General features: G+C 57.7%; 13 protein-coding genes and 1 riboswitch. Of the genes, 5 read left to right on the forward strand and 8 right to left on the reverse strand.

The window, feature by feature from the left end:
- Positions 1–17 precede the first annotated feature (17 nt).
- From SHEL_RS09445 to SHEL_RS15110, 3 genes are all read right to left on the reverse strand, one after another.
- A complete protein-coding gene (locus SHEL_RS09445) occupies positions 18–1,547 on the reverse strand; it encodes a hypothetical protein (protein WP_126513799.1) in 1,530 nt (509 codons plus the stop codon).
- A gap of 460 nt (positions 1,548–2,007) precedes the next feature.
- Positions 2,008–2,829 carry a hypothetical protein gene (locus SHEL_RS09450; RefSeq protein WP_012799047.1) on the reverse strand — a complete coding sequence of 274 codons (822 nt, stop codon included), beginning with the start codon at positions 2,827–2,829 and terminating at the stop codon, positions 2,008–2,010.
- Positions 2,830–2,963: 134 nt separating this feature from the next.
- Positions 2,964–3,407 carry a hypothetical protein gene (locus SHEL_RS15110; RefSeq protein WP_126513800.1) on the reverse strand — a complete coding sequence of 148 codons (444 nt, stop codon included), beginning with the start codon at positions 3,405–3,407 and terminating at the stop codon, positions 2,964–2,966.
- Positions 3,408–3,546: 139 nt separating this feature from the next.
- Positions 3,547–3,642: riboswitch (NiCo riboswitch) on the forward strand.
- An 86-nt stretch (positions 3,643–3,728) separates the two neighbouring features.
- Here SHEL_RS15110 and SHEL_RS09460 point away from each other — a divergent pair.
- Positions 3,729–4,625, forward strand: coding sequence for a cation diffusion facilitator family transporter (locus SHEL_RS09460; RefSeq protein ID WP_012799049.1), 897 nt, complete (start codon positions 3,729–3,731; stop codon positions 4,623–4,625).
- A gap of 10 nt (positions 4,626–4,635) precedes the next feature.
- Here SHEL_RS09460 and SHEL_RS09465 read toward each other — a convergent pair whose 3' ends face one another.
- Positions 4,636–5,058: a Fur family transcriptional regulator gene (locus SHEL_RS09465; protein ID WP_012799050.1), complete on the reverse strand. Its 423-nt coding sequence runs from the start codon at positions 5,056–5,058 to the stop codon at positions 4,636–4,638.
- Between the two features lie 105 nt (positions 5,059–5,163).
- Between SHEL_RS09465 and SHEL_RS09470 the strand changes: the two genes are divergently transcribed.
- Positions 5,164–5,892: a ZIP family metal transporter gene (locus SHEL_RS09470; protein ID WP_012799051.1), complete on the forward strand. Its 729-nt coding sequence runs from the start codon at positions 5,164–5,166 to the stop codon at positions 5,890–5,892.
- 109 nt (positions 5,893–6,001) lie between these two features.
- Here SHEL_RS09470 and SHEL_RS09475 read toward each other — a convergent pair whose 3' ends face one another.
- Positions 6,002–6,253, reverse strand: a complete 252-nt coding sequence (locus SHEL_RS09475; RefSeq protein ID WP_012799052.1) for a hypothetical protein — start codon at positions 6,251–6,253, stop codon at positions 6,002–6,004.
- 353 nt (positions 6,254–6,606) lie between these two features.
- On the opposite strand from SHEL_RS09475, the gene SHEL_RS09480 reads away from it, so the two are divergent.
- Both SHEL_RS09480 and SHEL_RS09485 read left to right on the forward strand, forming a co-directional pair.
- A complete protein-coding gene (locus SHEL_RS09480) occupies positions 6,607–7,890 on the forward strand; it encodes a glutamate-5-semialdehyde dehydrogenase (protein ID WP_012799053.1) in 1,284 nt (427 codons plus the stop codon).
- Positions 7,891–7,894: 4 nt separating this feature from the next.
- The gene (locus SHEL_RS09485) at positions 7,895–8,635 is read left to right on the forward strand and encodes a YdcF family protein (protein ID WP_012799054.1); all 741 of its coding nucleotides are present in this window, start codon (positions 7,895–7,897) and stop codon (positions 8,633–8,635) included.
- 119 nt (positions 8,636–8,754) lie between these two features.
- Here the strand turns inward: SHEL_RS09485 and SHEL_RS09490 are convergent, their stop codons facing one another.
- Positions 8,755–9,582 carry a helix-turn-helix domain-containing protein gene (locus tag SHEL_RS09490; RefSeq protein ID WP_126513801.1) on the reverse strand — a complete coding sequence of 276 codons (828 nt, stop codon included), beginning with the start codon at positions 9,580–9,582 and terminating at the stop codon, positions 8,755–8,757.
- 111 nt (positions 9,583–9,693) lie between these two features.
- On the opposite strand from SHEL_RS09490, the gene SHEL_RS15115 reads away from it, so the two are divergent.
- Positions 9,694–9,882, forward strand: a complete 189-nt coding sequence (locus SHEL_RS15115; protein ID WP_126513802.1) for a hypothetical protein — start codon at positions 9,694–9,696, stop codon at positions 9,880–9,882.
- A 181-nt stretch (positions 9,883–10,063) separates the two neighbouring features.
- On the opposite strand, the gene SHEL_RS09495 is transcribed toward SHEL_RS15115, so the two are convergent.
- Together SHEL_RS09495 and SHEL_RS09500 are read right to left on the reverse strand one after the other, a co-directional pair.
- A complete protein-coding gene (locus SHEL_RS09495) occupies positions 10,064–10,702 on the reverse strand; it encodes a MarR family winged helix-turn-helix transcriptional regulator (RefSeq protein WP_126513803.1) in 639 nt (212 codons plus the stop codon).
- 441 nt (positions 10,703–11,143) lie between these two features.
- Complete coding sequence (locus tag SHEL_RS09500) at positions 11,144–13,657, reverse strand: excinuclease ABC subunit UvrA (RefSeq protein WP_012799057.1); 2,514 nt, start codon at positions 13,655–13,657, stop codon at positions 11,144–11,146.
- Between the last annotated feature and the right edge of the window lie 50 nt (positions 13,658–13,707).

A 13,707-nucleotide genomic window follows, 5' to 3' on the forward strand; every position in this document is an offset into this window, starting at 1 on the left:
GCACAAAAGGGGCACGCCTACCATGCCTCACCCCCGCCCTCGGCCGTTGCCGGTACATGGGGGACGCGAACCGCAATCGCTATGCGGCCTTCCTCACCGTCATGCGAGCAGGTGGCGCCATGGGACGCCAGTTTCTCGCGGAACGCATCCAGAACAGGATTGTCGTGGGTGTCGCGCAAATTCGGGCTTTCCAAAACCACGCGCATCTCGACCAAACTCTCGTCAGCGTCGCCGAGGTACGTCATAAGGACGGGGTCGTCAAGCTCCAAGGAAAGCAGCGCCGCATCGTACAGACAGTCGTAAAGCGTGCTAAACGACTGCGCCGGCAAGGAGCGGGACGTCACCACCATCGATTCGCATTCAACGCCTGTTGTGCGGAGATCGGAGGCGACTTCTCCGATGATCAGGCGCATTCTTTCGCGGTCGTAATCATCGCCGCTCTGGCCCGATATGATCAGCCCGCCTTTCCGTTTGCAGTATGCAACCAGCATTTTCGATATGAACAACCTGCGTTGGCGCTCGATAAGCCCTTCCTGGGTGTCGTCGTCCGGCAGGTCTTCAAGCAAGGCACAAATGCGGAGCACCGTTGCATCAAGAGATCTGCCCACATCGTCCAAAAGCTCATATTCCTTCTTCTGCCTCGCAAGCCGTTCGGCAATGGAGTTCGTACGCTCAAGCGCTTCGATATTGCGTCCAAGGACCTGGTATTGTCGCTCAAGCTCATCGCGCTGCGCCTCGATGCCAGAAGTGCGCTCCGATGCCAGAACGAATCCGCCGAGCACGCGGTATACCCTGTACAGAACGCCAGGCTTCTGATTTATCCGAAACTCCGTCGAATCCAAACCACGGAGGTTTCCCATGGCAAGCGGTACCACCTCGGGGTCCATAGGTCCGAACGAGTCCGTCGATTGCCCGAGCACACCGCTTCTTGAAAAGACCCCCAGGTCGACCGGGAGGCTTCTGAACATTTCGGCATACCGGGTGAACGAAGGGAGAAACCCAAGCGCAAGGCAGATCTCGACGCCGATAACCACCATCAGCTCGTAGGCCAGCGTCAGGGGGACCGAATACAACCCGCCGACACGCAAGGCGGCGCACACCACATAGGTCAAGCCAACGGCGAACACGATGCAGACAAGTCCGATTGAGTATCGCATCTTCCTGTGCGATGACGAGGCGAGCACGGCGACATATGCCGCATACATGATGGAAGCCCACCCCAGAATCACCCAATATCCCAGCTCCAAGCCCAGGCCTCCCTGGTACACTCCATCAGCAGGTTCGACAGAGAAGACCATCTGATGCGCATGGTTGGTAAGCACCAGAAGACAGCATAGGCCGGTGATCAGATAGAGAATCGGCTCGGCAAAACCCAACGGAAGCAATCGGCCAGGTGTCCCCACGCGCAGCGCGCACATCAGAAGCACTGCTGGAGTGAACAACGCAGGCACAAAATGCAGGTACCAAAAGAACCCGGAAGGCGTTACATGGGGCATGTCGTGCCCCACCATAATGACGAACTGCCAGAACAGAAACATAAGCGCCACAATCGCGAGCCTCTGGCGGATAAACCTGTCAGAACATCGGTAAAACAACGAATAGCCCCAAGCAGCAATAAGGATGCATGACACCTCGAAAAGACATCCCACGAGATCCGATGGATACGAAAACAGGGGAAACAAACTCCAAGGCGATTCCTTGGAAAACAGAATCATCTCAAGAACAAGCAATGCGAAAGCCGCACCCACAATCCAGGCGAATCGGCGACGCCGCGAGTAAAGACCGATTGGCATCGGAACATATGGAGGGCCCTTCAGCACCGTTCGCATCACCGCAATTCACACGGGAGACTGTATGCATTCAGAATATGGCATAGCTAGACGGACATGCGCCGCATTCGGCATGAAAACGGCAGACGACATGCCTGCGGTCGCCTTCGACACCTCATTTCGACCAGCGCACCCACAATCCGTTGCAGAGACGTGCGCCAGCGAAGCAGGACCGGGATTACCCCCTCAGCTCCTGATACAGGCGTTTGTACTCTTTCGTCTGCGCCTGGACGGCTTTTATCTGGTTTCGCAACGTATTGGCCTTCGTGCATACCCAGTTGGGATCTCGCACCAAGTCGTGATAGATATATGGGAAGGATTTGCGCATATGGGCGAGGTTTTCAGACCGAACCACAAAACAGGCATGCAGCAGTTCGTGCTCGATGGTCAGCTCGTCGATGGAAAGCGAATCGATGTATGCTCGAACACCGCCGCCACGGTGGATGCTGCGGTCAATGTGGCAGAGGTCGGCCATGTCCCCTCGGGCGTAGGCAACTCTGGCCTCATCGAGCAGCTGCCCTTCCAGCAGACCGACGTCCGGATTCAAATCCGGATGCAGCTCGTCGACGATATGACGGAACATGGCTCTGAGCCGTTCCAACATGTCCTCGGTGTAACGTTCGGCGTTCAGGCATGCGTCCATAGCGTTGAGGTTGCGGGATGCGGCGCAAGCCAAAAATCGCGAAGAATCGCCAAGCTCCGCATCGATCTGCATGTCCAACGACTCTTCCGTAACCTGATACCCATGATGGGCGGCGCATTTCGCCAACTGGTATTTCCGTTTGGCACGGCGCAGGTCGATTTCGCACTTGGCAAGCCCACGCTCCCATACGCCGATAAGGGCGGAATAACGCGCCTCGGTCTCGGGGTTCAACCGTAGGTCGATGGTGTCGAACTCGACGATGACATCAAGCAGACGTCCGCGCAGACGGAAGAACTCCTCCCGAAGCTCGCTTTCATTGAACTGAATATCGATAAGACGATCATTCATAGCATCCATGAGGGCTCCTTGCCTCACTTCCCGCCTAAACGGGCTCTCATATCTCAATTGTTAGTTTAGGTTAACTATCGCATGATTTCGAGCTGTGCTGACAGATTCATCCTATCTCCTCAGAAGCCCCGACGAAAGCACCGTTAGCGCCAGCGGGCGAACCGTTCGCCCAACGCATTGGCCCATCGTTCGCACCAAAAATCGTAGTAGTCGATTCCACGGACGCGGCGACGTTTCTGCATGCGTGCTGAACGGGCCCAGATAAAAGATGTGAGACCCACAGTGGGCAGATACAGGGGCCCCAAGATAAGCGACTGGATGCAGTGACCGTACTCATGGGCAATCAGCTTGTTGATGCCGGCCTGTTCATCGGCGCGATCGACCCATCCTTTGGGAAGCACATGGTCATCGGCGAAGATGAACATGCCCAAGGAAACGCCTCCAGGCCAGTTGTTCGTAGAGGTGACAACAGCACCCTTGAAGTTTCGCCGTGGACGTTTTCCGTTCAAGACAAGCCAAACAAGACCCGCCACATTCTGCGGCAGCCCCCAAGTCCATTGAGCTATCCAAAACAACAGCTTGCCCACACACGTGCCTTTCCCGAGTCGTTCAAGGGACATTGTGCCATATGCCCCTGCCGCCCAATGGGCGCAAGCCAGAAAAGACACACCTGGACTAACTCGACGCCTGGCCTATAGAATAGCAGGATAGTCGGACAGCGTTCGACCATCCCATTCTGAACAGGCCGTGGCAATACCATGGAGCCGGGCCGGCCCAGCCGGCAGCGGAGCGTTTGCACGTTGGCGCGCCCGCGGGACAGAACATGTGCACCGCAGCTCGCACGCATGTGGGGCACGAGATCCAACCGTGGATTACGCACCAAGCAAACCGATACGAAAGGCCTGTTAATGAATACGAACCGGACTCCGGAAGAGACCCGCGAGAAAACCATCATCAACCAGATGTCAACCGTCGGCATAGCCGGCAACATCGTATTGTTCCTATTCAAACTTGTTGCTGGCGTCATCGGCAATTCAGGCGCCATGGTTTCCGACGCCGTTCACTCCCTGTCCGATGTATTCGCCACCGCCATTGCATTCATTGGCACGCGCATTTCCCGCAAACAGGCCGACGATAGCCACCCCTACGGACATGATCGACTCGAAAGCGTTGCCGCGTTGCTGCTTGGGGCCATCCTGGTCGCAACAGGACTCGGTATCGGCTGGGCCGGCGTGCAAGCAGTCATCAACGGGACATATGTACAGTCAGGCGGCCCAGAACCCATCGCAGCCGTCGCCGCCCTGGTGAGCATAGGCGTGAAAGAAGCCATGTTCTGGTACACACGGCATTACGCACGTCTGCTGGGATCGAGTGCGTTCATGGCCGACGCCTGGCACCATCGAACCGACGCGCTCTCGTCTGTCGGTGCCTTGGCAGGCATCCTGGCAGCCATAGCGGGATACCCCGTATTCGATGCTGTTGCAAGCATCGCCATCAGCGGGTTCGTGCTGTATGCGGCAGCAGAGATCATTCGCGACGCTTTCGGCGGCATGCTGGACGAAGCCTGCGACGAGCAATTCGTCGACGAGGTGCGCACCTGCCTCGAATCACAGCCTGGTGTGGTGCGCGTGGACATGCTCGCAACCCGGAGGTTCGGGTCGAAAGCCTACGTGGATGCCGAAATCGCCATCGACGGATCTAAGACTCTTAACGATGCACATGCAATCGCACATGCGGCCCATGACGAAGTGGAGCGGCGGTTCCCCAACATCAAACATGTGATGATTCACATGAACCCGGCATGATGCCGATTCGCTATTCTTGGGATGCGCAGTCTTCGCAAACGCCGTAGAACACCGTGCGCATGGGATCGATGGCGAAACCATGGGACTCCAGCATATGCCCGCTGATTTCCGCCAGATGAGCGCATTCGACGTGGATGAGCCGCCCGCACGACGTGCAGACGCAGTGGAAACAATGGGGGGTGCAGCATTGTCCTTCGGGACCTACATATTCGAAACATGCCGCGCCGTTGCTGCCCATCGAGTATTTCAGCATAAGGCCTTCGCCGACCAAGCGCTCAAGGTGCCGGTACACGGTGGCCGAACCCATACGCACACCGCTTTTATCAAGCAGCTCGCATATAGTCTTGGCCGTAAGGTGCTCTCCCTTTACGGTTTCCAGGAAGGCCACCAGATCGGCCCTTTGCTTGGTTTTGTACTCGATGCCGTTGGTCATGTCGGTTCCTTGTGTTTTGAGAATGTTTCTCAAATTGTTTCTGATATCCATTCTCAAATTTGATAACGTGCTCACAGCAATAATATCGCACAAAGGAGCCTTAAGGTGGGACTTGTCGTTACATTCATATTGGGGGCATTCGTATTGGCGGGCGCCGCAATCGGCGCCTTCGCCAAAAACGAAGAGCTCATCCGGGAGGTATCCATCGCCGTGGCATTGGGTGCCATGGCCATGCTGCTCATCGAGGACCTTGTCCCTGAAGTCGTGGAAGAGGCCTCTGTCCTGGGCTATCCGCTGATTGTCGTCGGTATCTCCCTCGGCGTGGCCGTCCTTGTGGTCCTCGACCGGTTTTTGCCCGATCACCACCACGAGGCAGACCATAACGACAGCGCCCTGCATATCGGCCTAGCGACGGCCATCGCTCTCATCATCCACAACATCGTCGAGGGCATGGGCGTATACAGCGTGTCCATCGAATCGGCCACGCTGTCGGTGCTTTTGGGCATCGGCATCGGCATTCACAACATCCCGATGGGCATGATTGTCTCCGCAGGCATCCGCGACCAGTCGACGCCGCAAAAGATCGCGGTCTTGGCTGCGGCGTCGCTTTCCACGTTTGTCGGCGGTCTGGTCATGTTCACGCTGAGCTCAGCAATCGATGAGCGAATCGTCTTGTTTATGATCTGCTTGACCATCGGCATGCTGGGCTACATCATCCTCTTCGAGCTCGTTCCGCATGTCGTGTGTTCCAAAAACAAACCTATGGCATTGCTCTGCATCGTCATAGGCCTGGCCGCCGTGGCCGCCAGCGGGTTGCTCGAAGGCCTGGCCTAATAACAACGCAGATATCCATCAGTCACGCATCCGCACCCCATCCGGGGTGCTTTTCATATGCAATCACCTCCATCTTCGCAGTGGGGTCGCCGCATCCTAAGACCGGCCCCTACACCATCCCGAGCCGATCCATGAGGTTTCGTTGCTTGCGCAGGAACCTGTCATCGAGCTCAAGGGGTTCCATCCCCATGGCCTCGCGAAGCTCGGCACCGACTTCGTTCACGCCGTCTTGCGTGCTCAACTGGGCGCAGGTCGCTTCTATTACGGTATAGTCGGGAAGAATCTCTTGTAAATGAGGGGTCGCCGACACGTCGTCGACGATATTCAATGCGACCTTCTTGTCGTGCCAATACAAGGTCATGGGTAGTTCCTTTCTGCACGCGTGCAGAAAGCACGAGCGCATCCTCTCGATAATTGCTTTGCGGATTTGTTGTTTGGGATTCCCAGTGCCACGGGCGGCCATGCCGTGGCTTCGCGATGACGTGAGTATACAACGGTTCCTCGGTGTTTCAAACGAGAATTTTCCCAGTTCAGGCTCAACTCAGGTCCACATCAGATTCAGTTTGAAACACCTTGCCAACCCCTGGTTTTCCACCATCGGACGGCACCGTGTAACGCTATTCGAACCGTCCGCCCTGCTCGTCCATACGCACTCCTCAAAGATGCGCTACCCTGTAACGCATCATCCGACATCCCAGAGTAGACGGAGACGCCATGAGCATGAAAGAGAACGCCCATCAGATGAAAATCGACTCCCCCGCTTTGGCGGCGACAAGCGTGGAGCAGCGCAACCGCGCTCTGGAGCTCATCGCCCAAGCCCTGGAAGCCAACGCGGAGGTTATCTTCGCCGCAAACGCCCAGGACATGGACGCAGCTGCAGCAATGGGCGTGACACCGCAAGTGCTTAAGCGTCTCAAGTTCAACGATGCGAAACTGCGCGACGTCATCGACGGCATCCATCAGCTCATCGGCCTGCCCGATCCGCTTGGCAAGATCACGCTGGCCCGCGAACTGGACGAAGGGCTGGTGCTGCGCCGCGTCAGCTGCCCCATCGGCGTCATCGGCGTCATCTTCGAAGCGCGCCCCGACGCCCTCGTCCAAATCTCTACGCTGTGCCTGAAAAGCGGCAACTGCGCCATCCTCAAAGGCGGCAAGGAGACCGCACACACCAACCGAGCCCTGTTCGACATCATCAAAGAGAACGCAGTGGCCGCCGGACTGCCGGAAAGCTGCCTGCTCCAGGCCGAGTCACACGACGAAATCGGAGAACTGCTCGCCTGCGACCACGATGTCGACCTGCTCATCCCCCGCGGTTCCAACGACTTCGTCCGTTACATCATGGACAACACGAAGATTCCTGTTCTGGGGCATGCCGATGGCATCTGCCACATCTACGTCGACGCCAAAGCCGACCAAGATATGGCGCTGCCCCTGATTATCGACGCGAAAACCCAGTACGCCGCAGCCTGCAACGCCGTCGAGACCATCCTGGTCAACCGCACCATCGCATCGGAGTTCCTGCCCAAGCTGGCGCAGGCCTGCGCCGATGCGGGCGTGAAGGTTCGCGGCACGCAGGAAGTCGCCGGCATCATCGCCTGCGAAACAATGGGCGAAGACGAGTTTGCCACCGAGTACCTCGACCTCATCCTATCCGTCAAACTGGTCGAAGACGTAGAAGAGGCCATCGACCACATCAACCGTTTTGGATCGCACCACACCGACTGCATCCTGACCTCCGACGATGCCGTATCGGAACGCTTCATGCAGATGGTCGACTCCGCCGGCGTGTACCGCAACGCATCGACCCGTTTCGCCGACGGCTTCCGTTACGGTTTCGGCGCCGAAGTGGGCATTTCCACGAGCAAAATCCATGCCCGCGGCCCCGTAGGGTTAGAAGGGCTGGTCACGTACAAGTACCGCTTGACCGGCGAAGGCCACATTGTGGGCGACTACGCCTCTGGTGTTCGCGCGTTCAGCCACAAAGACATCGAGCTCTAGCGTTTTGGCTATCGCTCTCGCAATAGCAGGCATCGTCTGCATCGTATACGGCATCACCATCATGGCCGCCTGGTCGGGCACGATGTTCTTTGCCGTGTGGTATGCGATTGGATTCGCGCTCATTCTTTGCGGCTGGGGCGTCCATGCAGGAGCATTCGACGCCCTGCCCCGCTTCGCCCATATATCCATAGCCGGCCTCAGCGTCGTGCTCATCGCAGGATTCCTTGTAGCTGCAGGCTGCTCGCTCAGCGGATTCGACGAGCACGGGGAACCCGATCTGGATTGCATCGTGGTTCTGGGCGCCCAGATGAAGGCCGACGGCCCAAGCATCGTGCTGCGCCTGCGGCTGGACGCCGCCTACGACTACCTTGTCGAAAACCCCGAGACGGTATGCATCGTTTCGGGGGGACAAGGGCCCAACGAACCTATAACCGAAGCCGACGGGATGGCGGATTACCTTATCGAACGAGGCATCGACGAATCGCGCATCATCCGCGAAAACACGTCTACCAACACCGTGGAGAACATCCGCAACAGCTCAGCTTTCTTCGATGCGGAACACGACCGCGTAGGCATCGTCACCAACAACTTCCACGTGTTCCGCAGCGTACGCATTGCACAAGCCCAAGGCGTGCAAAACGTATGCGGCATCTCGGCCGATTCGGTGGCTTGGTATCTGCCGAACAACATCCTTCGTGAATCGATGGGCATCGCAAAAGACCTTTTGAAAGGAAACCTCGGCTGACGCATGCGCGGGACGCAAACGATACGGAAACCCGATCGCCGCCCGCCAAGGCCAAAGCCTGACAACACCCATATCGTCGCACCAGGCATCCGGACCTCCGGCCAGCGTGAAACAGCCCGCTACGCGAACAAATACATACAGTATTCGGCCAAACCGAGCAGCAAATCGTTCGCCTCGGCGAACCCGTGCTCCTCGATTGCATGCTTCGTTACGGCACCTACCTGCTCCACTATGGCCTCGACACGCCGTTTGCCACGCTCGTTTATACAATACAGTCTATCCACGTGCACCAGGTCCCTCTTTTCGAGAGAATCCAAGAACCGCTCGACAGCCTCTTCGGGCATGGCAAGGACGTTCGCCAGCTGGCCGACCGAACAGATCCCCTGAAACCTTTCGAGCGTGCACAGGACCACCACCTGAGCAATCGACATGCCGTAATGCGAGCATTCGCGCTCCGACAGCATTCGATAGTCTATCAGCATACGAAGCGGTATCCCTGGAAACAGGGATTTGACCGAGCGTCCGCTGTCGCACCTGGAAGATAGGGTATGTAGCAACTCGACCAGATGTTCGAAGGAATCCTCGTCAAGAAGAGGGAAGACTTCAATCATGGATATGCCGACCATCTCTTCAGCCAGCGAGAGCCGCTCCTTCCCTTTTTCGGACAGCGCCAAAGCGTAACCGCGTCTATCCGACACATCGCGAATGCGTTCAACCAGCTCTTTCTGCTCCAAAAGCTCCATGTCGAAAAACGGATTCTTGGCGTATTCGTACGGCGGCTGGATTTCACGTATGGGGAGTCCGGAATCATGTTCGGACACGTTCGCAAGCATGGAGTATTCCGATGCCGTCAGATCAGATGCCACGCCGCATGTTGAATCAACCAACATGAACAAACGGTTCATCGCCACAAACATCTGACGCGCATTCCCTGATGAGGAAGACATAGGCCGTTTCCCTTCGCATATTGCACAATCACAAAAAAGGATGGCAGAAGATGGATTGGGCAAACGCCCGCTGAGCTTCGGCGGATTCGCTTCGCAAACAAGGCACGGCATATGCAGAACACCGACGGATGGAACCGGACTTTTCGGCAGCAATCGTCCGCACCGGTCGGTTTGCATCGCGCCCTTTGTCGGTCAGCCGAACAGGTCGAGTTCGACACGAGCAATACGGCAGTATTATACACGCTGCCCATGCGAAAACGACAGCTGGAAGAACATGTCGGCGGCCAAACGAACGGCTAGTAGGGGGCCGAAGCCGCATATCGCACCCCAGGCTCAAAACGGAGCATCAACCTGTGCCCATCCGGCTCGATACTGAACCAGAGGCTGCATCAAGCAGCCGTACCCCAATAGATGGCAATGTAATTGAAAACAGATTCCCAAACCGCCGAAGCGGCAGATGCGTCAGCGGAGACGTGCCCAACTAGCCCAGCGAAAAGCCGGAACGCGTCAAGATAACACGTGCAAGTTTAGAACCATGGCGCGTCAGCCGAAGCATACGGATGCGTTGATCTGCTTGCTGGGTGCCGACGTCGACAAGGTTTTGATTCTGCATGGACTTCAAAGCCATAGAGATGCGGGGCTGGGACAGCTTCGCCATATCCGATACGGCGCCAACCGATGCGGCGCCATGAGCGAACAGGAGCAGCACGGTACGAAGGGACGTTTCCGACAAGGACACGGACATCTCCGACTCGGCCTCATGGCCCGACCTGCGAAGGCTGGTCGTCGTAGTCACAAGATCAGCAAGTCTTTCCGCACCGAACTCGCGGGAAACCTCGAATACGACATTGGCCCCCTTATTCGAAAGCTTGAAATGGCATTTCCGCAAGTCTTTGGAGTCGACGCTCTCGCGGATAAGCGCACGGGCCGTGGCTTTTTTGAGGCAACGGCTTGTTTTCGAAGGAGTCCAACTCAGCTGATCCGCGATGCCGCCAGCAGTGTTGCGCTCGCTCTTCTGGAGAACCACGAGGAGCGCCAAGGTATCGAAATCCAAATCCCCCGCACTGATAATCGTGTCAAGGTCATTCTGGTCAGTGTAGATTGTCTGAAGCCTCTTCAACAGTTCGGCCCTGCTTGGAGACGGCACTGCAGTTCCCTCTTTCAAATATCATTCTGTGCATGTAGAAATGTATACGGTCCTATCATTTGCCGTATTGTAGTGGAAACATATTTGCAGATACCATTACATATCAAGCATAAAACTTTATTTCGTATCCTCCAGGCGCTTTTTTGCAGTTTCGATGGATGCATGCCATCCTGAAGGCGACATCTTCGAAAAGATGTGTGCACCCACACGCACAAAATGAATCCGCCTTAGAACTTCGGCCAAAACCCGTGCGTTATTCCTGATAGCCTCATTCGCCCTGTTCTGCTTGTTCGCGCCCGTTTCCTGCGACGGCCTGAAATCCGCCTAATCGCCATCGGACCATCCCATATTCACTTGAACTGTCGCAGCGCTTCGCATGTGCTGGCCGATGCCGCCGAGCTTGAATCGCCCGCCCTACAGGTAGCGTCCGGTAATGCTCTCTGGGTCGGCTGCGATATCCGCCGGCGTTCCGCAGGCAACGATGCGTCCGCCGGCCTCTCCTCCGCCGGGGCCCATATCGACCACATAGTCCGCATTGGCGATCATGTCCAGATCGTGCTCGATCACGATTACGGTCGCTCCGGCCTCGATCAGACTTTGGAACACGCCTATCAGCGTGCGGACATCGAGCGGGTGCAGGCCGATGGTAGGCTCGTCGAATACGAATACCGAGCTCTGCTGGCTCTTCCCCATCTCCGTCGCAAGCTTGAGCCTTTGCGCCTCGCCGCCGGACAACGCAGGCGTCGCCTCTCCTAACGTCAGGTAATCCAAACCCAGGTCAGCCAACGTCTGAAGCTTATGGGCGATCCTCTTCTCGTTCCTCATGAAGGCCAGCGCCTCATCCACGGTAAGCGACATGAGTTCGGGAAGCGATATGCCGCCAGGGAACCGCGCATCCTGAATGGACGATACGTAGCGATGTTCGTACGCCGTTTTCGCGTAGCGCCCGCCGCGGCACTCGGGACAGGGAATGTCCACGTCAGGAAGGAACTGCACGTCCAGGGAAATTTGACCGGTGCCTTCGCAGACCGGGCATTTGAGCGACCCTGTGTTGTACGAAAAGTCTTTAAGTGAAAGGCCCGCCGCCTTTGCAGAGGGCAGCGACGCATACAGCCGTCGCAGGTCATCCAACACATTGCTGTACGTGGCAACTGTCGAGCGGACATTGGCACCGATAGGCGTGGCGTCTATGAGGCTCGCTCGTTTTATGCCTTCTGCCGAAACGGCCCTCACATGGGAGGGAAGCTGCTCGCCGGCCGTCGCGGCATGCAGCGCCGGCACCAGGCTTTCCAACACCAGCGTGGTCTTGCCCGATCCCGAAACACCCGTGACGGCCGTCAGACGACCCTTGGGAATATCCAGCTCCAGCCCGTGCACGGTATGGATGGGGCTCGTCTGCAGATGGATGATGCCGTGCTCGAACAGCTCTTCTTCGGATGCCCGCTCGCGCACTACGACCTGTTCGGTGCCGGCCAGAAAGCCTCCGATGCGGGATGCGGGATTGGCCACCACAGCATCCACGGGGCCTTCGGCCACCACGCGCCCTCCCGAAGCACCCGATCCGGGGCCCATTTCCACAATCCAGTCGGCGGCACGCAGCATGCGGACGTCGTGGTCGACCAGCACGACGGAGTTGCCGTATTCCAGCAGGTCGTCGACGACCTCCAGAAGCCCGTCGATGTTCGAAGGATGCAGGCCGATGGACGGTTCGTCCAACACGTAGAGCACGCCTGTGGTGCGGTTGCGCACTGCCCGGGCAAGCTGGACGCGTTGGCGTTCGCCAGTGGAGAGCGTCGACCCGGCACGGTCCAGCGACAGATAGCCCAGTCCCAAATCAAGAAGACGTTTCGCCGTATGTACGAACTGGGACACGATGCTTTCCGCCATGTCTCGCATGTCTTCTGGCACCCACGACGGAACAGTCTGGACCCATTCGTAGGCCTCTTCCAGCGTCATGGCCGTCGCCTGGGCCAAATCGATGCCCTTGATGAGCGGCGCACGGGAAGCTTCGGACAGACGCGTGCCGCCGCATTCGGAACAGACATCCTCCCTCAAGAACCGCTGCACGCGGGCGAGCGCCTTCTCGTCTTTGGCCTTGCTTAACGCGTTTTCCACCGTGTACACCGCGTTGTAGTATGTGAAATCCATCTCGGCGAAGGTGTCGGTCTTTTTCGCCTTGTACAGGATGTGCTTCTTTTCGGCTGGACCGTGGAACACAATGTCGCGCTCTTCGGGCGTCAGCTCGCAAAACGGCACGTCGGTGCGCACGCCCATCTCGCGGGCGACATCGGTCATGAGCGACCACATGAGCGAGCCCCAAGGAACCACGGCGCCCTCGTCGATGGTGAGGGACTCGTCGGGAACCAGCTTCGACTCGTCCACCGTGCGCATGATGCCCGTGCCTTGGCAGGTCGGGCAGGCGCCTTCACTGTTGAACGCCAGAGACTCCGCACCCGGGCCGTAGAACTCCTCCCCGCATTCGGGGCAAACGATGGGTAGCTCGGCGGCTACGTTTTTCGAAGGCGGCACCATGTGGCCGTTCGGACAACGGTGGCTGGCCAACCGCGAGAACATCAGTCGCAGCACGTTGAGGAGCTCGGTCGAGGTGCCGAAGGTGCTTCGCACACTGGGAACCGCAGGCCTCTGATGAAGCGCCAGCGCGGCAGGAACGTATTCCACCCGATCGATATCGGCCTCGGCAGCGATGCTCATGCGTCGACGCGTGTAGGTAGAAAGCGCCTCCAGATAGCGCCGCGACCCTTCGGCATACAGCACGCCAAGCGCCAGCGACGATTTGCCTGAGCCCGATACGCCTGCCACACCCACCAGCTTGTTCAGCGGGATGTCGACATCTACGTTCTTCAAATTGTGCACACGTGCGCCGCGAATCTCCATTGCCTGCGGCGCAGGCTTGCGTGTCCTGCTCATAAACAAGCCTTTCGTTGTTCCGACGGTCAGCTCCGGTCGAACGGAAACCG

Source organism: Slackia heliotrinireducens DSM 20476 (genome assembly GCF_000023885.1).
Taxonomy (GTDB): domain Bacteria; phylum Actinomycetota; class Coriobacteriia; order Coriobacteriales; family Eggerthellaceae; genus Slackia; species Slackia heliotrinireducens.

What these genes read in the sequence shown, in the direction of transcription:
- SHEL_RS09450 (WP_012799047.1), bottom strand. Translation starts at nt 2,829, where the DNA reads ATGGATGCTATGAATGATCGTCTTATCGATATTCAGTTCAATGAAAGC.
- SHEL_RS09460 (WP_012799049.1), top strand. Translation starts at nt 3,729, where the DNA reads ATGAATACGAACCGGACTCCGGAAGAGACCCGCGAGAAAACCATCATC.
- SHEL_RS09475 (WP_012799052.1), bottom strand. Translation starts at nt 6,253, where the DNA reads ATGACCTTGTATTGGCACGACAAGAAGGTCGCATTGAATATCGTCGAC.
- SHEL_RS09500 (WP_012799057.1), bottom strand. Translation starts at nt 13,657, where the DNA reads ATGAGCAGGACACGCAAGCCTGCGCCGCAGGCAATGGAGATTCGCGGC.
- SHEL_RS09465 (WP_012799050.1), bottom strand. Translation starts at nt 5,058, where the DNA reads ATGACCAACGGCATCGAGTACAAAACCAAGCAAAGGGCCGATCTGGTG.
- SHEL_RS15115 (WP_126513802.1), top strand. Translation starts at nt 9,694, where the DNA reads ATGCAGAACACCGACGGATGGAACCGGACTTTTCGGCAGCAATCGTCC.
- SHEL_RS09480 (WP_012799053.1), top strand. Translation starts at nt 6,607, where the DNA reads ATGAGCATGAAAGAGAACGCCCATCAGATGAAAATCGACTCCCCCGCT.
- SHEL_RS09490 (WP_126513801.1), bottom strand. Translation starts at nt 9,582, where the DNA reads ATGTCTTCCTCATCAGGGAATGCGCGTCAGATGTTTGTGGCGATGAAC.